This window comes from Pseudarthrobacter sp. NBSH8, from assembly GCF_014217545.1.
Classification (GTDB): domain Bacteria; phylum Actinomycetota; class Actinomycetes; order Actinomycetales; family Micrococcaceae; genus Arthrobacter.
Genome location: NZ_CP043178.1, coordinates 3,261,710 through 3,281,097 on the forward strand (window position 1 = coordinate 3,261,710; position 19,388 = coordinate 3,281,097).

A 19,388-nucleotide genomic window follows, 5' to 3' on the forward strand; every position below is an offset into this window, starting at 1 on the left:
CGGTCACCAGCTCGCTCCGGGATACTCGCGCGCCAGCACCTGCATCTCCGCGAGCAGGTAGCCCAGGTGCTCGGAGTGCTGGCCCTGCCGGCCGCCGCCCGGGGCCGCCGCTACGTCCGGCACCTCCAGCTCGGCTTCTTCGAGGACTTCGCCGATGAGGCGATTAAAGTCGGCTTTCAACGCTGAAGGCTCGACGGCGGCGCCCGTTGCAGCCAGGCGGGTGGTCAGCTCGTCGTCCTCGAAGAGCTCGGCGACGTAGGGCCACATCTGCTGCAGGCCCTGGATCATCCGTGCCCGTGATTCGTCGGTGCCGCCGGCCAGGCGCAGGACCCACTGGGCGCTGTGGTCCCGGTGGTAGTCCACTTCCTTCACGGCCTTGGCGGCGATGGCGGCAAGTGTGGCGTCCGTTGATTGCGTGAGCCGGCGGTAGAGCTCGAACTGGTAATAGCTCACCACGAACTGCCGGGCGATCGTCGCCGCGAAGTCGCCGTTGGGCTGCTCAAAGATCGCGGCCGACCGGAACTCATGCTCACGACGGAAGTACGCCAACTCGTCCTCGGTCTTGACTGTGCCGTCCTGCCCCAGGCAGGCGCCCGCGTAGGTGAGGAAGCTTCTTGCGTGGCCCAGCTGGTCCAGGGCGATGTTGCCCAGGGCCACGTCCTCCTCCAACTCGGGGCCGCGGGAGATCCAGTGGCCAAGTCGCTGGGCGAGGATCAGACCGTCGTCCCCCAGGCGCAGCGCGTACTCGGCCACATCCTCGGTGGGCTTGGCCAGGCCGGTGCGGACCTCCAGGGCGATGTCCTCCGGGCGCAGGGCGTTGCCGGGCGTGATGCGGGTGGCGGTCGCGGCAGGGGCCACGCCGGCGAGGGCCCCGCTGCGAGCTTGCGAGCTGTGGGAGTCGGTGGGGATCATAGGTGCTTCACCCCTTCGCTCTTGGTGTAGTACGTGGCGTGCCGGTAGTCCTTGCCCTGCGGGGACTCAAAGAAGGAGCCCTTGGAGTCGGGATCGCTGGCGGCAATGGCGTCGGCCGGGACCACCCAGATGGACACACCCTCATTGCGGCGCGTGTAAAGGTCCCGGGCGTTGCGCAGGGCCATGGCGGCATCTGGCGCGTGCAGGGACCCGGCATGGACGTGGGACAGGCCGCGGCTGGACCGGACAAAGACCTCCCAGAGGCCCCATCCGGTGGTTGAGCTTGTCGAAACCTCCGGGCGCCGGATTTCGACAGGCTCAATCACCGGCTCTCCCCCGTTGGTTGACGGGATTTCGACAGGCTCAATCACCGGATTTTTTGCGTCGCTCATGCTGCGTATTCCTTTGTCTTTGCTGACTGTTTTGCTGCATAAGCGGCCGCTGCGTCGCGGACCCAGGCGCCGTCGTCGTGCGCTTCCCTCCGGCGCTCCAGGCGCTGGGCGTTGCAGGGGCCGCGGCCGGCGAGGACCTCGTGGAACTCTTCCCAGTCCAGCGGGCCATGTTCCCACTTTTTGGCGTCCTCGTTGAAGCGGATCTCGCTGTCCGGGAGAGTGAGGCCCAGCACGCGGACCTGTTCCACCATCATTCCCACGAAGCGGCTGCGGAGTTCGTCGTTGCTGAAACGCTTGATGTTCCAGGCCATGGACTGCTTGGAGTTGGGCGAATCGTCGTCCGGCGGGCCGAACATCATCAGCGCCGGGGCGTACCAGCGGTCCACGGCATCCTGGGCCATCTGCTTCTGCTCCGGGGTGCCGTGGGCGAGCTCCAGCAGGATCTCGAAGCCCTGGCGCTGGTGGAACGATTCCTCCTTGCAGACGCGCACCATGGCGCGGCCGTAGGGGCCGTAGGAGGCGCGGCACAGCGGCACCTGGTTGCAGATGGCGGCGCCGTCCACCAGCCAGCCGATGGCACCCATGTCCGCCCAGGTCCGGGCCGGGTAGTTGAAGATGGACGAGTAGCGTGCCTTGCCGGCGATGAGATCGGCCATCATCTTGTCCCGGCTCTGGCCCAGGGTCTCCGCTGCGGAGTACAGGTAGAGCCCGTGGCCGGCCTCGTCCTGGACCTTCGCCATCAGGATGGCCTTGCGCTTCAGGCTCGGGGCGCGGGAGATCCAGTTGGCTTCCGGCTGCATCCCGATGATCTCCGAGTGGGCATGCTGGGAAATCTGACGCAGAAGGGTCTTGCGGTAGGCGTCCGGCATCCAGTCTTTTGGTTCAATGCGGGAATCCTCGGCCATGACGCGGTCAAAGTTGGCCTGACCGTCTGCTTCTTGGCTGTCCGCGTTGCGCTGGGCGTTGGCTTCCATGGTTGCTCCTATGCACCTGCCTGGATTTGGTCCGATTTATTTACCGACCGTTCGTTCAGGATATGCGGAGGACGCGGAGGGCGTCAAGAAGCGGGCCTGCGGTTGCTGGCGACGCGCATACCCCTTGTCGACGCGCACATACCCTGACGCGGCCCATATTTCGTGCGCGTCAGAGCACATGCGGGTCGAGAGTTGTGGTGCGCGTCGCCCGTAGTGAGGTTGGTTTTCCACATGGCGGCAGCTTGATCTGTCGTACACGGCGCGCAACTGGCATCTTCGGTACATGACCGACCTTCCACCACTTCTCTTGGCCCGCGACCGCATCGAGCACGGACTGACCGCCAAGGACCTCGCCAAGGGCGTAAAGGCCGGTTCGCTTGTCCGGATCCGGCACGGCGTCTACACCGACGGCCCCGCGTGGACACGACTGAAGCCGTGGGAGCAATACAGGCTCCGCATCAGCGCGGCGGCGGAAACCTTCGAGCGTCCCACCGTTTTCGCCCGACATTCCGCAGCTTCTGTCTGGAGCATTCCCACTATTGGCCTGCCCCATGCAGTCCACGCCCTGACGATGAAGAACGACGGCGGCCGGTCCCGCGCCGGAGTTGTCCGCCACTTCGCTGATCCATCGGCTCTGGCAGTGGTCCAGCGGGAGGGCCTGCTCGTCACCGGCCGCATCCGCACCGTCCTCGATCTGGCCGCGTTTACGCCGTTCACGGAGGCGGCGGCGCCGCTGGACCATGTGCTGAAACCGGACCGCGCCCTGCGACTACGGGCCCTCACCAAGGACGAGTTGATGGCGAGCATCGGCACGAACTACTCCGCGGCGGCCGGGCGAAGGATACTGGCCGCCCTGGCCTTCGCGGACCCTTTGTCCGGTTCGGCGGGAGAGTCCTACAGCCGCTCGCTGATCCAGGTGGCCGGTTTCGAAACCCCGGCCCTGCAGCAAGCCATCCACGACAAGGACGGACTTGTTGGCTATGCCGACTTCTACTGGAAGCTGGCCAGGGTGGTTGGCGAATTCGATGGCGTGGAGAAGTACGTCAAACCGGAGTTCCTCAAAGGCAGGACAGCCTCGCAGGCCGTGGTGGAGGAAAAGAAGCGCGAGAACCGGATCCGGGCCACTGGGTTCAACGTGGTGAGGTGGGACTGGGCCGATCTGATGGAACCCGGGAAGCTGGAACGCAAGCTGGTAGCGGCCGGCGTGCCCCGCCGTCGTACGCGTTCTGCGGAATGCGACGCGCTAAAGTCCCCGTGACGCGCCTCTGCCGTGGCGACACCCGTATTCAGGTAGCGACAGCGCGCTTGCGTAGCGCCAGGCCGTTTGCGCGTCGCCGGGCCGTCTGCGCGTCACCGGGCGGACACGACCCACCTTCCAGCGCGGCAGAGGACCTTTGGCGCATGGTTGCAGAGTGCCCAGTACGCCGAGCCTGCGGCCAGTGAGGCCACCACGGCGAGGGCGGGGCTGAGCTCAACCACCAGGGGGTAGACCAGCCAATGCACCAGGTAGATGTGCAGGGACGCGCCGGCCAGCAGAACCGTGAGGCGCCGCAGCCCTGCCGGGACGGGAACGCTGGGCAGCCACAAGAGCAGGAGGATCCCGGCAATGACCGTCAGTTCACGGTAGGGATTATCGAAAAAGCCCGGGATGGTCACAGCGGCCACGAGGCTCAGGCCGCATCGCTGAAGGACGTGGCGGGCCCGGGCAACCGCCCATCCCAAAGCGAAGAGCCAAAGCGCCGGCGTGGTGTGCGGAATTCCCGGCTCAAAAAGCTCATACCGGGTGAGCAGTCCAGCGGCGAGCAGTGCAAGCGGAAAGAGGAAAGGAAGGCGCTTTTCGGCCCGGCTGACCCAGGGCAGGGCGAGTAATGCCGTCATGCTGACCAGCAGGTAGACGAGCACTTCGACGAACCAGAAATGCCACTGCGTGGTCACCTCCTCGGGTCCGATAATCGCGTTGAGCAGGACGATATTCGCGAGGCTGTACTTGTCCGTGACAAGGTAGGCGAAGCCGATGAAGGCCACGCTGGGGATGATGATCTTGGCCAGGCTGGCTGCCTGTTTACGCAGGCGGGGCACACGCTCCCCCGCAAGCTGGAACCGGGCAAAGTTGAACCCCGCCACGGCCATGAGCACGTGCGCGGCACCCTGCCAGTGCAGGAATCCGATATGGGTACTGACAATCAGGAAAATCGCGGCCGCCCGCAACACGATGCTGGTTTCAAGCCGGGCGAACACGCGGCGCCGCTTCCGCGTCCGTGGCTGCTCAAGGCGGGCCCCCAGCACCCCCACCGGAGTGATATGCCAGTCCGGGGGCAAGTGTCCCAAGGCCTGCTCGAGCCGCACCGACGCCGCCACATACGACAGCGAGTCCCCGCCGAGCGAAACGAACGTGTCGCCGTCGGAAATGTCCGTCAGTTCCAGCGTGTCCTCAAAAATCCGCAGCACGCTGTCCTGCGGGCCAGCCCCGGAGTTCGTGCTGGATGCCGCGTCTTGAACGGTGGGCTGGGAGAGGGCCAGGACGGCAGGGTAGTCCGGCTTCCCGGATGTCAGCCGCGGGAGTTCCTGCACCGCGTGGACTTCCAGGGCAGCGCGCGGCAGGCCGATGCCCTGGGCGAGGAGCTTACCCACCAGCGCCGGGTCGTGTTCACCCTCGACGGCCACCACGAGCCCCAGGTCCGTGCCGGCACTCGCCGCCTGAATGCCAAGGTCGGCCAGGATCCGTTCCACCTGGCCAAGGTCGACGCGCAGACCCACGATCTTGACGAACCGGCTGCGCCTCCCCACCACCTCGTACAATCCGTCCGCGTTCAGGCGGGCCAGGTCGCCGGTGCGGAGTTCATCCACCGTCCGCCCGAGGCCCAGGTCCTCCGGCGTCCCGGCGTATCCCAGCATCACGTTGGGCCCGGAATAGACCAGCTCCCCGTCCTCCAGTCCAGGGACCGGGTCGATCCGGAAGGCCCCGCCCGGGACCGGGATTCCGATGGCGCCGGGCGACGCCCCTGCCAGCCGCGGCGGGAGGTAGGCCATGCGCGCGGTGGCCTCCGTCTGGCCGTACATCACAACGAGGTCCCAGCCGCTCCGTGCACCCAGCTCGGCGTATCGCCGGACCAGGTCAGGGCCGAGCCTGCCGCCGGCCTGCGTCACATACCTGAGCGTGGGCAGATCCATCGTGGCGAACCCCACGCGTTCGAGCAGATCGAAAGTATAGGGAACGGCCGCGAATGACGTGGCCCCCTCGCTGCGGAACAGATCCCAGAAGCAGGGGTCCACCACGGACAGATCCGTCAGGACCAGGCTGGCGCCACGCAACAGGTGGCTGTTGATCACTGACAGTCCGTAACAGTAGGACATGGGCAGCGTGGTCATTGCCCGGTCATCTCCGGTGATGCCGAGGTATTCCGCGATGGATTCTGCGTTGGCCTGCAGGTTTTGATAGGACAGCCGCACCAGCTTGGGTGAGCCGGTGGACCCTGAGGTGCTCAGCAGAAGCGCCAGGTCCGGGTGCAGAGTGTGTCCGGTGCCAGGCCGTCGCTCCTCCAGGACCATCTGGCCGCTTGCGGAACGAAGGATGACGTCCGGATCGTAGGCCGCGACGAGGGACTCCAGGGCGGCAGGCTTGTCCGCGGGCAGGAGGATCAGCGGATGACCGGCAGCCATGGCCGCCAGATACCCCACCAGCGATTCGACGTCGTTACCGGCGGTCAGCGCCACCAGCCGGCGTTCGGTACCGAGGCGCCGGCCAAGCTCCCCAACACGGTCAGCCAGTTCCCGGTACGTCAGGACACCATTGCTGATGGCAACGGCAGTCCTGTCACCGTTGTCCGCAAGGTTGGCGGCAAAGTGCAGGCGTTGAAGGTCAAGTTGGATGCTCATAGCGCGCGTGGTCCATAGGGTGTCTTCGGGGAGATTAGGGGAACCTAACTCGAAAACAGTACACCGGGCTTTGGCGAATTAAGAAACCAAAGTGTGCCGTATTTCCACAGTTGCTGGCGTAATGCGGCCGCCTGGGACCGGCGTTGGGGTGCCCGCGACGGCGGCCGGGCGGCGTTGGTTCAGACCGCTTGGTTCAGCGGGCTTTCCTGGGCGTATATCGGACGGGTAATGCCGCCAAGAGTGGCGGTGCCCAGTTGCAACATGTAGTCGTTCCGGCGCTTGGCGTTGATCCGCGATTCCGGCGTGAAGCCCTTTTCAGGTTCGTCCGCGTAGTGGGCCGCAAGGCCGTCCCGCATCAGACGGATGGCTTCGGCCCGCTGCTGGGATACCGCCGCGTGGGTGGAGCCAAGCTCGGCGGCCAGTTCTTTGACGGTACGTCCGGCGAGGTAGACCTCTTCAACGATGTAGCGCATCTTTTCCGGCAGCGCGGTGACGGCGGCTCGAAGGTACTTCACGCGTTCGTCGGCGAGAACTGAACGTTCCGGCGACGCCGTCTCCGCTGCGAAAGTCTCGACGATGACATCATCCAGGGGTGTCAGCGTGCGGGCAGCGTCAGCCAGGGCAGCCTCCACTACGCTGCGCTCCACCCCCAACGCCGATGCAACCTCAGGCACGGTGGGCGTCCGGCCCAGGATGCCCTGCAGTGTCTCCTGGACAGCCATGGTTTCCTTGATGCGTTTGCGGGCCGAGCGGGTAGCCCAGTCGTTGGCGCGCATCTCATCCGCAAAGGCGCCGATGATGCGACGCCGGGCGAAGGCGCCGAAAGGAACACCCAGGGACGCATCAAAGGATTCCGCGGAGGTTATCAGGGCGATGGCGCCCACCGACGCCAAATCATCACGCGACAAATGCGAAGCTTTGGCGCACAACTCCGAGACCAGATAGCCCACCAGCGGCAAATGCTGAAGGACCAACCCGTTACGTTGGTCGCGATTCAAGATTAGCCCCCCGTGAAACCGAATTATGTGATGCTGAGAAGCAGCATCGAAGCGAAGACTATCATCTGGTTGTGGCCCCCACGTGTACGCTCGGTCATACGAACGCGCCGACCTGAACGGCGGGTCCAGGCCAGGGACGGGGGAATCATGGGGGCAGAGGAACTTTCCGCGTCTCTGTGGCGCGAAAGACGGGGCCTGGAACTGCTGCTCTTCCGTTTGGAAACGCAGCTTCTCTACCTGAACGCCGACCAATTTCAGTGGCTCGCCTTCACGTCTGCGGACTTGGAAAGCGCCGTAGAGAATCTGCGCTTCGAGACGCTGGCCCGCAACGTCGAGGCCTCAGCCGTGGCAGCCCAGTGGGGTGCGCCCCCGCAGGCCACCCTCCCCCACCTCGCTGCGACAGCCCCGACGGATGTCTGGGGTGCGCTGCTGCAGGAGCATCACAGCGAACTGAGTGTCCTTGTGGGGCAGGTCAACTCCGCCAGGGAAGCCAACATCGGAGCCCTCCGCGCCGCCTTGGAAGGCTCTGCCCGGGATGCGGAAGCGGCCGGCATGTCACCGGAGCCGGCCGATGAACTGGCAGTCCACGCCCGGCACGTCGCCTCGGAGCGCGCCCTGGCAGTGGTTCAGGAATGTGGCCAGCCGCTGGTGAAGGAGTTCCTGGGACTGGATTAGCTCAGCGGCGGCAGGAAAGCCTTGAGCAGCTCTTCAGCCTCCGGACCGGCCTGCGCTGCGGCGATGTTGGCGGCAGCGATGGCCTCCACCACTTCGCTGCGCTGGATGGTGACCCCACGCGGGGCCTCGATCCCGATCCGCACGCCGTCGCCGCGCCCCTCCATGACCGTGATGACAATGTCCTCGCCGATCATGATTTTCTCGCCCGGTTTACGCGTCAGAACCAACATGTTCTCAATGTACCTTTCTGCCGTCCTGCCAGCCGACCGGCAGGCCCAGGCTGTTCACCGTGCCGGGGCTCAGCGTGTCCGCCGTACCCACCACTGCCAGGGCATCCACACCCAGCTTCTGCGTCAGGACCCCCAGCCAGGCCGCCGTATCCTCCGGTTTCCTGCGGGCATCCGCCACCACCCAGATCTGGTCTGCGGCAAAGCCGGCAATGAGCGCCGCATGGCCGGCGACGTCGCGCGGCCGGCCCAGCCCGAAGGCCAGCAGCACCGTCTGCCCGGTGGCCACCGCCCCGGCGCGGGCCGCCGTGGCACCTTGCCGGTCCGGGATGTGCAGGTGACCGAACGCACTGAGCTTGCCGCCCGTCCGGACGTCGCAGCCGCCGGCGGCCATGGACATTTCCAGGGCGGGGCCCAGGGCGTCGTCGCCGAGCCCGAGCAGCAGCACCAGGTCCCCCGCCCCGGCAAGCAAGGTTGGCGCCTTCCCCGCTTCAGGAACACTGGCCGGCAAGGAACGGCCGACGGCGGGCGCTACAGGCCCGTACTCCTTGCCCAGTTGCTCCAGCAGCCCGGCGAAGTCCGCCCGCGCCGTGGACACCGGCACAGCAGGAGAGACCGGCACCGCAGCGGAACGCGGCACCGCAGTCCCGGTGCCGGCGTGGAGGCGCTGTTCGGTCGCGTCGGCCTGCTCCAGCAGGGCGGCGATGGCCGGCCGGTGCAGCCCGGGGTGGGTCTCCGGAACTGGGCCGGCAGCCGCCGTCGGACGTTCCGGATTGCCTGCCCGCAGGGCCGCGGGCGGCTCCGCCGGCACTTCCACCGTGGCCTCGAAGCGGTTCGCCGCAAAGAGGCCGGCGATGCCCGGGTTGGTGACCTTCTCCGCCGCGACGATCCTCGCCCCGGCACCGTACCGGGTCTCCGCCTTTTTTCGGATGGCTTCCAGGGACGAACCCTTAAGCCTGAATTGCTTCAGCATGGCGAACCACCCCCACCGTTTCGATTCCGACATTCGCGGCAGTCACTTCACGGTAGGAGAGCACCTGCACACCGCCGTCGGGCGATGCCACCAGCCGCCGCACGGCTGGCCGCAGCGCCGGCGCGCACACCAGAACGGCGTGCCGCCCGGCCGCAGCCGCGGACTCGATGGACTGCTTGACCGAGCCCAGCACAGCGTCCAGCCGGGCCTGGCTCATCACGATCTGCGTGCCGCCTTCGCCCGGACGCAGGTCCTCCAGCATGGACTGCTCCAGCAGCGGATCGATCATGATCACGTAAAGAACTCCCCCGTCCAGGAACTTCGCGGCGAGCGCCGGGCCAAGCGACTGCCGGGCCGACTCAATCAGAGCCTCAGGCTCGGCGGATACCTTTGCACGGAGGGCCAGGGCTTCGTAGATGCGCGGGAGGTCGTTGATGGGGATCTGCTCCTCGAGCATACCCTGCAGCACCCGCTGGATTTCCGCCAGGGACAGCAGCGCGGGGGTCAGGTCATCGACGGCAGCGGGGCTCTGCTTCCGGACGCCTTCCGTCAGGATGCGGACGTCCTCGCGGGAGAGCAACCGGGCAGCGTTGGCCGTGACAATCGAGGACAGGTGCGTCACCAGCACCGAGACACGGTCGATCACGGTGGCGCCGGTCATCTCGGCGCTGTGCCGCATTTCGGACGGAATCCACTTGCCCGCGAGCCCGAAGACGGGTTCCACGGTGGACACACCGGGGAGCGCGTCCAGGAAATCGCCCAAGGCCAGCATCCGGCTCGACGGCGCCGTGCCCCGTCCCGCTTCCACCCCGGCGATGCGGATGGCGTACGTAGCCGGCGGCAACTCCACACTGTCCCTGGTGCGGACCGGCGGAATGACCAGCCCCAGTTCCATGGCGATCTTGTGGCGCAGGGAACGGACCCGGGCCAGCAGGTCATCCGAGGCGCCGGAGACGAGGTCCACCAGATCCGGGGCCAGCAGGATCTCCACGGGGTGTACCCGCATGTCCTCCATCAGCCTTTCGTTAGGGTCCTCCACAGGGGTCAGGGCGGCGTGCTCCTCCGCGGCCTGGATGTCCGCCTGACCCTTCTGTTGCGCGGCCATGCGCCGTGAAGCGAACAGCAGCAGGGCACCCACCGCCAGGAAGGGAAGGATGGGCATGCCCGGGATCAGTGCCATGGCTATGGCGGCCAGCCCGGCAATCAGCAGGGCATGGGGTGACTGCATCAGCTGGGAGGACGCCGTGCGGCCCATGTCCTCCTCAGCGTTGGAGCGGGTGACGATCATGCCGGTGGAGACGGCCATAAGCAACGCCGGGATCTGGCTGACCAGCCCGTCACCCATGGTCAGCAGCCCGTAGGTGCTTAGGGCGTCGCCGATGTCCATGCCGCGTTGCAGGACACCGATGGCGATCCCGCCCAGGAAGTTGATGATGACAATGATGATGCCGGCGATGGCATCGCCCTTGACGAACTTGGACGCACCGTCCATGGCCCCGTAGAAATCGGCCTCAGCGGAGACCTCCGCCCGCCGTTTCCGGGCCTGGTCATCGGTGATGAGGCCGGCGTTGAGGTCGGCGTCGATGGCCATCTGCTTGCCGGGCATGGCGTCCAGCGTGAATCTGGCGCCCACCTCGGCCACCCGCTCCGCTCCCTTGGTGACCACCACAAACTGGATGACCACCAGGATCAGGAACACCACGGCACCGATGATCATGGAACCGCCCACTGTGACCTGGCCGAACGCCTCGATCACCTGCCCCGCGTACCCCTGCCCCAGCACCAGCCGGGTGGACGCCACGTTGATGCCCAGCCGGAACAGCGTGGCCACCAGCAGCAGCGAGGGGAACACCGAGAAGTCCAGGGGCTTCTTCACGAACATGCTGGTGAGCAGGACCAACAGCGCAAGCACGATGTTGCAGACAATCAGGAAGTCCAACAGCGGCGCCGGAACCGGGACCACAAGGAGCAGGACGATGCCCACGATCCCCACCGGCACTGCCAGCCTGCCAATTCGGTTGTTCATGCGGTGGTCCTTTCCGGAATGGTCCGGGTGTTGGTGTTCTGGGCGGCTCTGGTCCGGCTTGGTTTCATACGGCATCCGCCATCTGGTGCAGGCCGCGGGCTGCGCCGCGGGATTTGAGCGCCATCACGAACGCCAGCACGCCGGCCACCGCGCGGTACAGCTCCACCGGGATCTCCTGGCCAAGCTCGCAGGCCGAGTGCAGGGCCCGCGCCAACGGAACGTCCTGCACCATGGGCACGTCCTTCGCCTCCGCTTCCTGCCGGATGCGGGCGGCGATGACCCCCGCCCCCTTGGCCACCACGCGCGGGGCCGATTTGCCGGCGTCGTACTTCAGCGCAACCGCCACGTGCGTGGGGTTGACCAGCACGACGTCGGCGTCCGCAATGGCGGCGATCATGCGGTTCCGACTCATGGACAGCTGCCGGGAACGGCGTTGGGCGCGGATGAGAGGATCGCCGTCGGTGTTCTTGTTCTCGTCCGTGACTTCTTTCTTGGACATGCGCGTCTTCTTGCGGTTGCGGCGCATGACCACCAGGACGTCCGCGGCGGCCAGCACCAGGCCCGCGGCCACCGCGAACTGGATCAGCGCGCCGATGCCGTCCGTGGCCGCCTGGATCACGCCGGCCACCGGCAGCCCGCCGGCGGTGAGCAGTACGGGGATCAGGCCCTTCACCACCATGTACAGCACCACCCCGACGACGGTGGCCTTCAGGAGCGCCTTCACGCCGCCCCAGACGGCCTGCGCGCCGAAGAGCCGCTTCATGCCGCTGAGCAGGTTGAAATGCTCGAAGTCGGCGCGGAACTTCTTGAAGTGGACACCGCCCTGCACCGCGGAGCCGCCCAGCACCACCAGGAAAACCACCACGAACATGGGCCCCAGGACCGCTGCCGTTGAACCGAGTCCGGCTTCCATGGCCTGCAGGGCCTTCTCCGGTTCGGGCCCGGCCATGAGGGCGCGGACGCTGAACATCTGGTCCACGGCGGCATTGGATGCCCGCTCAATGGTGGCGGGGAGCATGACGGCACCGGCACCGACGCCGAGCCACGCTGTAAGGTCCTGCGAACGCGTGAGCTGGCCCTTGGACCGGACCTCCCGCATCCGTTTGTCAGTGGCCTGCTCGGTTCTCTCCTGCGAATCGGACACTCAGCCCACCCCCATCAAGGTGCTGACTGCCCGTTCGGACAGGACCACGACGATCCGCGGCAGCCCCAGGAACAGGAAGCCGGCCAAGGTGAGCGTCAGGAGGATCTTGAGCGGGAAACCCAGCGCGAACGCGTTCAGGGCCGGCGCCACGCGCGTCAGCAGGCCGAGGCCGACGTCCGCGAGCAACAGCACCACCAGCAGCGGCCCTGCGATCTGCACGGCGCAGAGGAACATGCCGGTGACAGCCTCGATCATGGCCTCCGCCGGCCGGGCCAGGTCAATGCCGCCGGCCAGCGGGAAGGCCGCGAAACTGCCGGTCAGTCCGCCGATTACCATCTGATAACCGTCCGAGGCGAACAACAGGGCCAGCGCTGCCATCTGCAGCAGCCGGGTGAACTGGGCGCCGTTGATCATCATCTGGGGATCGAACGCCTGGGCCATCTGGAAACCGCTGAAGAGGTCAATCAGGCTGCCGGCCGACTGGACGGCCGCGAAGACCAGGTACACCAGGAACCCCAGCGCCAAACCGGTGACGAGCTCCAGGACTATGGCCGTGACGAAGCCGCCGGTATCGAGCGGGACGTGGCCGTCCGCGAGGCGCCCGGAGACAGCCAGGCCAAGGCCCAGCCCCAACATGGCCTTAACCCGGGCAGGGATGGCGTGGTAGGCGAAGGGCGGGGCCACCACCAGGAACGCGATCATCCTGACCGAGGCCAGCAGGAGAACCTCAAGCCAGGACTGGTCGATCGGTATGTCCACCTCACGCTCCCCCGATCAGCCCAGGGATGCGGGCGAAGAGCTCGTGGGTGAACGCGACCATTTCGGTGATCATCCAGTGCCCACACACCACCAGGGCGAGAGCCACCGCCACCGCCTTGGGCACAAAGGACAGGGTGGCTTCCTGCAGCTGCGTAATGGACTGCAGGAGCGAAATCGCCAGGCCCACCACGAGCGCCGTGACCAGCACAGGCGCGGAGAGCTTCGCGGCGACGATGAGGGCCTGGAGCGTGATGTCCAGGACGGCGTTGGTATCCATCAGCTGCTGTAACTCTGGATGAGGGAGGTGATGACCAGGCCCCAGCCGTCCACCAGGATGAACAGCAGGATCTTGAACGGCAGGGAGATCATCACCGGCGGGAGCATCATCATGCCCATGGACATCAGGGCCGCGGAGACCACAATGTCAATCACCAGGAACGGGATGAAAATGACGAACCCGATGATGAACGCGGCCCGCAGTTCGGAGATCATAAACGCCGGGATGAGGGTCTGCAGCGGCACCGATTCGGGGTTGGCCGGGTTGGCCATCCTGGCAGCCCGGGTCATCAGGGCGATGTCCTCCTCCCGGGTGTGGGCCAGCATGAACCGCTGCAGCGGGCCGGTGCCCGCGGCGACGGCTCCGTTGAAATCGATGCTGCCGTCCAGGTAGGGCTGCACGCCGGTGGTGTTCATCTCGGTGATGACGGGCCACATGACAAACAGCGACAGGAACAGGGCCAGACCCGCCAGCACCTGGTTGGGCGGGATGGACGGCAGGGACAGGGCGTTGCGGGTCATGGCCAGCACCACGAAGATCTTGGTGAAGGACGTCATCATCAGCAGCAGCGCCGGCGCCACGGACAGCAGGGTGATGCCGATCAGGGTCACCACGGCCGTGGAGGGCTGGCCGTCCAGGCCGTTGATCTCGATGCTGACATTGCCGCCCCCGGGAGGGGACGGGTCCGACGGCGGGGTAGGAGGCACCGGCGCCGCGTGACCTGCCGAGGCGCCCAGCCACACCATGGCGACGGCGAGCAGCAGCACGCACAGGGCTACCAGCCACGCCCTGCCCGCGCGGTGCGCCTCAGCGGTTTTGGTCAATTGCGGCGTCTCCCCTGGCCGCGGCGGGGCATGCCGGCCGCCTCCTGGAGGAGGCCAGCGAACCCGGCCCAGGCGGGCTGCTCCGGCATGCCGTCCGCCGCCGGGCCGAACTGGTGCGCCGCCGTCGTCGATTCCACCGCTTCAGCGGGGATGTCCCCCGTATGCAGGACGTTGATGCTGTGTTCGGTGACGCCCAGCAGGAAGCGCCGGTCCCCCGCGTCAATCACCACCACGGAGGCCTTCTGGCCCACGCTCTGTCGGCTCACCAGGTTCAGGGTGCGGCCGGCACTGCGGCGGCCCCTGCCCTTCGCGGCGCCGATGCGGCGCTGCAGGAACCACATAAGGCCCAGCACCGCACCAAGGGCCACGAGAACCCGCAGCCCCAGGATGAGTGAATCCATTTAGTCGAGTCCCTCGGCGGTGTCCAGGATGCGGGTGATGCGGACGGCGTAGTCCTGGTCCACCACCACCACTTCGCCGTGGGCGATCAGGCGGCCGTTGAGCAGCACATCGGCCGGGGCGCCGGCGGACCGGTCGAGCTCGATGACCTTGCCGGGTTCCAGGGCCAGGGCGTCGCGGACGGACATCCTGGTGCGGCCAATCTCCACCGTCAGGGCCATTTCGACGTTGCTGATCAGGCCGAGCCTTGCCGAGGCGGAGCCGCCCGAGGCCTGAGTGCGTCCCCGGCCGGTGCCGTGTTCGCGCACCCGCACCGCGAACCAGCCGGCCGGGCTGGCGCCGTCAGTCAACTCGAACACGGCCGTTTCGGCGTCGGCAAGCAGACTGGCCGCGTCCTCCTCGCGCAACTCACCCAGCACGCCGGCGTTGAACACCGCCGCGGCGGCCTCCATGGCCGGGCGCAGCACGTCCACCACGGACACTACACCGCCGACGGGGCCTCCGGCGGCCGCCAGGAAGGACCGGTCCATCAGCACCAGGGCGAGATCCGCCGTGACGTCTCCCACGAACGTCGCCACCACACCCTGGGCGGCGTATGGCGCGGCGGCGTGCGGTGAGACCAGTCCGGAGACGGTCAGCGCGGCCGGATGCGGCAGGTACAGCGCCAACCGCTCAGCGGCGGACTCGCGCAGGGTCAGGGTTAAGCTCATCGCTGGTACTCCTCGGTGGTGACAATGACGGCGGCCGCACGGGAGCCGCTGCGGGCTGGAGCCGCCGTCGCCAGCCGGGTGCCATTTATCGTGACGTCGAACGGGTTGTTCTCCCGGTGCGGCAACGCCAGGACATCGCCGACGGCGAGGCCCAGGATCTGTGCAGGCGTCACCGGCGTGGAGGCCAACTGCACGGCCACCTCCACGGGCACCTGGCTTACCTGGGCGCGGACCAGGGCGCCGGCGTCGGCCACGGGAACGGTGGGGTTTACGGCACCCAGGCCAGGCAGCAGCACATCGGCCGGAATCGCGAGGGTGGCGGTGCTTCGGAGTTCGCCCACCTTCACGCTGAAGACGGCCACGATCATCAGCTCGCCGGGCGCGGCCGCGTGGGCAAACTGGGAGTTGTACTGCACCACATCCATGGCCAGCGGCGCGGCCAGCAAGGCACCGAGCGAATAGCGCAGGTCCTCCAGGCTGTCCTCCACCATGCGCCGGATCAAGGCGTGCTCGATCTGTGTGAACTTGCGCTCCGGGACCACGGTGTCCGTGGCTCCGCCGAGCATCCTGCTGACCCAGGACAGCGACGCGGTGCCGGGGAACTGCAGGACCAGCCGGGATTCGCAACCCTCGATCCGGCACAGGACCATGGCCGTAACGGCGGGGAGGGACGCCACATACTCGTCGTAGCTCTTCATGCTGAGCTGCTCCAGAATGGCTGAGGATTTGATCCGGACCTTGGCCGTCAGCTGCGTTCCCCACTGCCGGGCGAAAGTTTCGAACGCCACTTCCAGGATGCGGCTGTGCTGCCGGGGCAGCGTAGTGGGCCGGCGAAAGTCGTAGACGTCAACGGTCCGCTGCCGCGTCTTCGGCCGTTCATCCACTTCACTCACGGTGTGCACTATCGGCACCAGCCAGCCGGCCGTATGGCGGCTACCGGGCCGAGTTTGCGGCTCGAAAGTTGAGCGCCTCCGGAATCAGCGCCCGGATGTCCTCCGATTTGTCCGAGAGCACCACCACATCCACCCGCCGGTTCAGTTCCATGAGCGCCGCTGTGGAATCGTCGTTGACCTGGCGGGCGGAGCCGAAGGCCACCGCGCCGATCCGGCCGGGGACCACGTCGCCATGGTCCACCAGGTGGCGCAGCACGTTCACCGACCGGGCGGAGGAGAGCTCCCACGTGGAAGGGTACGCCGTGATGCCGTTGGCGGCATGGCCCTCCACCATGATCTCCATCCCCGCCGGTGCCAAGGTGGGCGCGATGGTGTCCAATACCTGGACGGCCCGCGGTGTCAGCTCCGGACGGTCCGGCAGGAAGAACGCCTGCGAGCCCACAAGTTTCACGATCAGCCCGCGTTCGGTGATCTGGAACTCGACGTTGGGGTCGAGCTGAACGGCCTTCAGCGCTGACTCCATCTGGTCGCGCAGGGCGGTAAGGCGGTCCACCTCCTTCAGCGCCATGTCGATCGCCGCGAAGGCTTCGGCGTCCTGGTCCTTCTGCTCCGTCCGGACTACCGTTCCGCTGGCCGTATCCACGGTTTCCGTGGCTATCGCCCCGAAACCTGTCGCCAACGAATTACGCAGTTTGTCGAACTTGGCCTGGTCCACGGTGGACATGGAGAACAGCACAATGAACATGCACATCAGGACCGTGACCATATCCATGTAGGAGGCCATCCAGCGTTCGTCCGCATGCTCCTCCTCAGGCTCGTGGCCCCGCCGGCGCCGCGCGCTCAAGCGGCGCGGCCCAGGTCCGGGAGCAGGTCCTCGCCGGGCCGGCTCCCTGTGCCTTTGCCTCCAGCCCTGACCTTCCGGTCGGCAGGCACCATGGCTTGAAGCCGTTCAGCCACCAGCAGCGGCTGGGTGCCGTTCTGCACAGCCAGCAGACCCTCCATGAGCAGATTCATCTGTTCCACTTCCAAATCTGAGAGCCGTTTGAGCCGGGAGCTGAACGGCAGCCAGAGGAAGTTCGCGGACACCAGCCCCCAGAGCGTGGCCACGAAAGCCGTGGCGATCATGGGTCCCAGATGGTCCGGGGTGGAAAGGTTTTCCAGGACGTGCGTCAGGGACACCACCGTACCGATAATACCGATGGTGGGCGCATAGCCGCCCAGGCTGGCAAAGAACTTGCTGGCGATGCGGTCGCTGCGAATCTTGGTGTCAATCTCGTCTTCCATCAAGGTGCGCAACTCGTCGGCATCGGTGCCGTCGGCGATGTTCTGCAGCGCCCTGGCCACGAAGGGATTGCTCGCCTTGACAGCTTCGTCTTCCATCGCCAGGAGGCCTTCGCGGCGGGCCTTCTCGGCGAAGCCGACCAACTGCCCGATGCTGGCCGCCGGCTGAGCCGGCTTGGCCGTGAAGGCCCGGGGGAGGGATTTGAAGGCATGCAGGGTGTCCCTCAGAGTGTGGCCTGCGATTCCCACGGCCAGGGTGGCACCGAACACCAGGATCATGGGCGCCGGCAGCAGCAGCGCTTCCACGTGGGCACCCTCAAGCGTGACCATGGCGTAGACGGAGCCAAAGGCCAGGAGCAGGCCGATAATAGTTGCGGGATCCATGTTTACTTTCCGGGCCTGATGGTGGTGGGGCGATCTTCGGGTGGAGGGACCAGACTCAGCAGATGGCCGGTGGCTGCAGGCAGGTCCTGAGCCCGGCGGAGCACGAACGCCCGGTAGTTGGCGATCAGCTCCACGACGTCCGCCAAGCTTTCGCGGACAACGTACACGGCGCCGTCGAGCGTCACCAGGTGCGTGTCCGGGCTTTCGTGGATCCGTTCAATCAGGTCCGGATTAAGCGCGAAGCGGGTGCCGTTGAGGCGGGTGACAACGATCATGGGCCGTTTCTGCTCTGTAGTGAATCCTGAGTCCGTACTCCCTGTACTGTCGGCCACCGGCGCTCAAGCGTTAGGCGGCGAATCCCGCCCCTATTCCCACCGGTTGCCCTGTAAGGGCCCTTCTGAGCGATCATGTGGGCCAGAAGGGCCGTTCCGGAGGATACGGAGGGGAGAATCGGTGCTTAGCGCTTCAGGTTGGCGAGCTCCTGCAGCACTTCGTCGGAGGTGGTGATGATGCGGGCGTTCGCCTGGAAACCGCGCTGGGCCACGATCAGGTTGGTGAATTCCTGGGACAGGTCCACGTTGGACATTTCCAGGGAGCCGGTGGCGAGGGTGCCGATGCCGGCGTCACCCGGTGTGCCCAGTTGCGCGGCACCGGAGTTTCCGGTGGCCACGTAGCTTGACCCGCCGGCCTTCTCCAGGCCGCCCGGGTTGGCGAACTTGGCCAGCGCCACACGCGCCAGGACCTCACGGCTGCCGTTGCTGAAGGAGCCGACCAGTGAACCGTCACTCGCCAGGGTGTAGGACTCGAGCTTGCCGGCCGCGGAGCCGTCCTGCCCTGCCACGGTGAGCGTGCTCATGCCCGCGTAACCGGTCAGGACGTCCAGGTTCACGGCGATGGCACCGACGTTGAGGGTTGCGGGGTTGGTGGTCAGTTTGCCGTCTTGGAAGGCAAGCGCGGTGGTTCCGATGGCACCGTTAGCATCAGTGCCGGCCACGTCCCAGCCGGCCGCCGTCCGGCTGAAGGTCATGTCCAGGCTCCGGGAGACGCCGTCGGCGCCAAAGACCTGGACCTGGCGCTCCACTGCGGTGCCAATCTTCGCGTCCGAGGGCAGGTTTCCCTCCAGTGTGGCGGCGGTGGTGGCCCGGGCTGCCGAGGTGGTGTTGGGCGAGAGGACGATGTTGCCCACGGCGCCGCCGGTGTTGACCACGCCGTCGGCCGCTGCCCAGCCCTGCAGGATGCCGCCGTCCGCGCTGACCAGCCGGCCGGCGCTGTCCAGCTCAAAGGCGCCGGCGCGGGTGTAGAAGTTCTGCCCGCCCTTGCCGGTGATGAAGAAACCGTCGCCGGAGATCATCATGTCCGAGCCCCGGCCGGTGTTCTGCGCCGAACCCTGCCCGAAGTTGGTGCTGATCCCCGCCACGCGCACGCCCAGGCCGATCTGCGCCGGGTTGGAGCCACCGGCGCCGTCCTGCCCTGCCGCGGCGCCCTCCGTCATCTGCGAGAGCGTGTCCTGGAACTGCGTGGCCGAGGCCTTGAAGCCGGTTGTGTTCACGTTGGCGATGTTGTTGCCGGTGACGTCCAGCATGGTCTGGTGGACGCGGAGTCCGGAGATGCCGGAGTACAGGGAGCGCAGCATGGGATGGGCCTTTCGTCGGTGGAGCGGGTCG

At 66.8% G+C, this 19,388-nt stretch carries 21 protein-coding genes; 2 read left to right on the forward strand and 19 right to left on the reverse strand.

Going from position 1 to position 19,388, the window contains the following annotated elements; translation table 11 throughout:
• Positions 1 to 3: 3 nt before the first annotated feature.
• Genes paaC through paaA form a run of 3 tightly spaced genes read right to left on the reverse strand, consistent with a single transcriptional unit; the run spans position 4 to position 2,278 of the window.
• On the reverse strand, positions 4 to 912 hold the full coding sequence (gene paaC / locus FYJ92_RS15020; protein WP_185261407.1) for a 1,2-phenylacetyl-CoA epoxidase subunit PaaC: 909 nt from the start codon (positions 910 to 912) through the stop codon (positions 4 to 6).
• Positions 909 to 1,304, reverse strand: a complete 396-nt coding sequence (gene paaB / locus FYJ92_RS15025; protein ID WP_255482136.1) for a 1,2-phenylacetyl-CoA epoxidase subunit PaaB — start codon at positions 1,302 to 1,304, stop codon at positions 909 to 911. The genes paaC and paaB overlap by 4 nt, the downstream gene beginning before the upstream one ends.
• Positions 1,301 to 2,278, reverse strand: a complete 978-nt coding sequence (gene paaA, locus FYJ92_RS15030) for a 1,2-phenylacetyl-CoA epoxidase subunit PaaA (RefSeq protein ID WP_185261408.1) — start codon at positions 2,276 to 2,278, stop codon at positions 1,301 to 1,303. The genes paaB and paaA overlap by 4 nt, the downstream gene beginning before the upstream one ends.
• Positions 2,279 to 2,561: 283 nt before the next feature.
• Between paaA and FYJ92_RS15035 the strand changes: the two genes are divergently transcribed.
• Positions 2,562 to 3,536 carry a type IV toxin-antitoxin system AbiEi family antitoxin domain-containing protein gene (locus FYJ92_RS15035; protein WP_185261409.1) on the forward strand — a complete coding sequence of 325 codons (975 nt, stop codon included), beginning with the start codon at positions 2,562 to 2,564 and terminating at the stop codon, positions 3,534 to 3,536.
• A 92-nt stretch (positions 3,537 to 3,628) separates the two neighbouring features.
• On the opposite strand, the gene FYJ92_RS15040 is transcribed toward FYJ92_RS15035, so the two are convergent.
• Both FYJ92_RS15040 and FYJ92_RS15045 read right to left on the reverse strand, forming a co-directional pair.
• A complete protein-coding gene (locus tag FYJ92_RS15040; RefSeq protein ID WP_185261410.1) occupies positions 3,629 to 6,154 on the reverse strand; it encodes an AMP-binding protein in 2,526 nt (841 codons plus the stop codon).
• A 179-nt stretch (positions 6,155 to 6,333) separates the two neighbouring features.
• Positions 6,334 to 7,152: a sigma-70 family RNA polymerase sigma factor gene (locus tag FYJ92_RS15045; protein ID WP_185261411.1), complete on the reverse strand. Its 819-nt coding sequence runs from the start codon at positions 7,150 to 7,152 to the stop codon at positions 6,334 to 6,336.
• 147 nt (positions 7,153 to 7,299) lie between these two features.
• Here FYJ92_RS15045 and FYJ92_RS15050 point away from each other — a divergent pair, with 147 nt between their 5' ends.
• Positions 7,300 to 7,827, forward strand: coding sequence for a flagellar protein FlgN (locus FYJ92_RS15050; protein ID WP_185261412.1), 528 nt, complete (start codon positions 7,300 to 7,302; stop codon positions 7,825 to 7,827).
• On the opposite strand, the gene FYJ92_RS15055 is transcribed toward FYJ92_RS15050, so the two are convergent.
• The 14 genes from FYJ92_RS15055 to FYJ92_RS15120 form a co-directional block, all read right to left on the reverse strand.
• A complete protein-coding gene (locus FYJ92_RS15055) occupies positions 7,824 to 8,057 on the reverse strand; it encodes a carbon storage regulator (protein WP_185261413.1) in 234 nt (77 codons plus the stop codon). The two genes, FYJ92_RS15050 and FYJ92_RS15055, sit on opposite strands and share 4 nt — an antisense overlap.
• Positions 8,058 to 8,061: 4 nt before the next feature.
• The gene (locus FYJ92_RS15060; RefSeq protein ID WP_185261414.1) at positions 8,062 to 9,027 is read right to left on the reverse strand and encodes a hypothetical protein; all 966 of its coding nucleotides are present in this window, start codon (positions 9,025 to 9,027) and stop codon (positions 8,062 to 8,064) included.
• A complete protein-coding gene (locus FYJ92_RS15065) occupies positions 9,005 to 11,053 on the reverse strand; it encodes a flagellar biosynthesis protein FlhA (protein WP_185261415.1) in 2,049 nt (682 codons plus the stop codon). The genes FYJ92_RS15060 and FYJ92_RS15065 overlap by 23 nt, the downstream gene beginning before the upstream one ends.
• Before the next feature lie 64 nt (positions 11,054 to 11,117).
• Positions 11,118 to 12,197, reverse strand: a complete 1,080-nt coding sequence (locus tag FYJ92_RS15070; protein ID WP_185261416.1) for a flagellar biosynthesis protein FlhB — start codon at positions 12,195 to 12,197, stop codon at positions 11,118 to 11,120.
• The gene (locus FYJ92_RS15075) at positions 12,198 to 12,956 is read right to left on the reverse strand and encodes a flagellar biosynthetic protein FliR (RefSeq protein ID WP_185261417.1); all 759 of its coding nucleotides are present in this window, start codon (positions 12,954 to 12,956) and stop codon (positions 12,198 to 12,200) included.
• 1 nt (position 12,957) lies between these two features.
• Entirely contained in the window at positions 12,958 to 13,233 is a 276-nt protein-coding gene (gene fliQ / locus FYJ92_RS15080; RefSeq protein WP_185261418.1) for a flagellar biosynthesis protein FliQ, read from the reverse strand.
• On the reverse strand, positions 13,233 to 13,979 hold the full coding sequence (fliP, locus tag FYJ92_RS15085) for a flagellar type III secretion system pore protein FliP (RefSeq protein WP_185263828.1): 747 nt from the start codon (positions 13,977 to 13,979) through the stop codon (positions 13,233 to 13,235). The genes fliQ and fliP overlap by 1 nt, the downstream gene beginning before the upstream one ends.
• Before the next feature lie 74 nt (positions 13,980 to 14,053).
• A complete protein-coding gene (gene fliO / locus FYJ92_RS15090; RefSeq protein ID WP_185261419.1) occupies positions 14,054 to 14,458 on the reverse strand; it encodes a flagellar biosynthetic protein FliO in 405 nt (134 codons plus the stop codon).
• Entirely contained in the window at positions 14,459 to 15,166 is a 708-nt protein-coding gene (gene fliN, locus FYJ92_RS15095; protein WP_185261420.1) for a flagellar motor switch protein FliN, read from the reverse strand.
• On the reverse strand, positions 15,163 to 16,059 hold the full coding sequence (locus FYJ92_RS15100; protein ID WP_185261421.1) for a flagellar motor switch protein FliM: 897 nt from the start codon (positions 16,057 to 16,059) through the stop codon (positions 15,163 to 15,165). Before FYJ92_RS15100 ends, fliN begins: the two co-directional genes overlap by 4 nt.
• A gap of 40 nt (positions 16,060 to 16,099) precedes the next feature.
• A complete protein-coding gene (locus FYJ92_RS15105; protein WP_185261422.1) occupies positions 16,100 to 16,903 on the reverse strand; it encodes a flagellar motor protein MotB in 804 nt (267 codons plus the stop codon).
• Positions 16,900 to 17,724, reverse strand: a complete 825-nt coding sequence (locus FYJ92_RS15110) for a motility protein A (protein WP_185261423.1) — start codon at positions 17,722 to 17,724, stop codon at positions 16,900 to 16,902. The genes FYJ92_RS15105 and FYJ92_RS15110 overlap by 4 nt, the downstream gene beginning before the upstream one ends.
• A 2-nt stretch (positions 17,725 to 17,726) precedes the next feature.
• A complete protein-coding gene (locus FYJ92_RS15115) occupies positions 17,727 to 17,999 on the reverse strand; it encodes a flagellar FlbD family protein (protein WP_185261424.1) in 273 nt (90 codons plus the stop codon).
• A gap of 182 nt (positions 18,000 to 18,181) precedes the next feature.
• The gene (locus FYJ92_RS15120; protein WP_185261425.1) at positions 18,182 to 19,357 is read right to left on the reverse strand and encodes a flagellar hook protein FlgE; all 1,176 of its coding nucleotides are present in this window, start codon (positions 19,355 to 19,357) and stop codon (positions 18,182 to 18,184) included.
• Between the last annotated feature and the right edge of the window lie 31 nt (positions 19,358 to 19,388).

Excerpts from the sequence above, each read along its gene's own strand:
- FYJ92_RS15110 (WP_185261423.1), bottom strand. The coding sequence starts at position 17,724 with ATGGATCCCGCAACTATTATCGGCCTGCTCCTGGCCTTTGGCTCCGTC.
- fliP (WP_185263828.1), bottom strand. The coding sequence starts at position 13,979 with ATGGTGTGGCTGGGCGCCTCGGCAGGTCACGCGGCGCCGGTGCCTCCT.
- FYJ92_RS15065 (WP_185261415.1), bottom strand. The coding sequence starts at position 11,053 with ATGAACAACCGAATTGGCAGGCTGGCAGTGCCGGTGGGGATCGTGGGC.
- fliO (WP_185261419.1), bottom strand. The coding sequence starts at position 14,458 with ATGGATTCACTCATCCTGGGGCTGCGGGTTCTCGTGGCCCTTGGTGCG.
- paaA (WP_185261408.1), bottom strand. The coding sequence starts at position 2,278 with ATGGAAGCCAACGCCCAGCGCAACGCGGACAGCCAAGAAGCAGACGGT.
- paaC (WP_185261407.1), bottom strand. The coding sequence starts at position 912 with ATGATCCCCACCGACTCCCACAGCTCGCAAGCTCGCAGCGGGGCCCTC.
- paaB (WP_255482136.1), bottom strand. The coding sequence starts at position 1,304 with ATGAGCGACGCAAAAAATCCGGTGATTGAGCCTGTCGAAATCCCGTCA.
- fliQ (WP_185261418.1), bottom strand. The coding sequence starts at position 13,233 with ATGGATACCAACGCCGTCCTGGACATCACGCTCCAGGCCCTCATCGTC.
- FYJ92_RS15040 (WP_185261410.1), bottom strand. The coding sequence starts at position 6,154 with ATGAGCATCCAACTTGACCTTCAACGCCTGCACTTTGCCGCCAACCTT.
- FYJ92_RS15115 (WP_185261424.1), bottom strand. The coding sequence starts at position 17,999 with ATGATCGTTGTCACCCGCCTCAACGGCACCCGCTTCGCGCTTAATCCG.
- FYJ92_RS15035 (WP_185261409.1), top strand. The coding sequence starts at position 2,562 with ATGACCGACCTTCCACCACTTCTCTTGGCCCGCGACCGCATCGAGCAC.
- FYJ92_RS15060 (WP_185261414.1), bottom strand. The coding sequence starts at position 9,027 with ATGCTGAAGCAATTCAGGCTTAAGGGTTCGTCCCTGGAAGCCATCCGA.
- FYJ92_RS15050 (WP_185261412.1), top strand. The coding sequence starts at position 7,300 with ATGGGGGCAGAGGAACTTTCCGCGTCTCTGTGGCGCGAAAGACGGGGC.
- fliN (WP_185261420.1), bottom strand. The coding sequence starts at position 15,166 with ATGAGCTTAACCCTGACCCTGCGCGAGTCCGCCGCTGAGCGGTTGGCG.
- FYJ92_RS15120 (WP_185261425.1), bottom strand. The coding sequence starts at position 19,357 with ATGCTGCGCTCCCTGTACTCCGGCATCTCCGGACTCCGCGTCCACCAG.
- FYJ92_RS15055 (WP_185261413.1), bottom strand. The coding sequence starts at position 8,057 with ATGTTGGTTCTGACGCGTAAACCGGGCGAGAAAATCATGATCGGCGAG.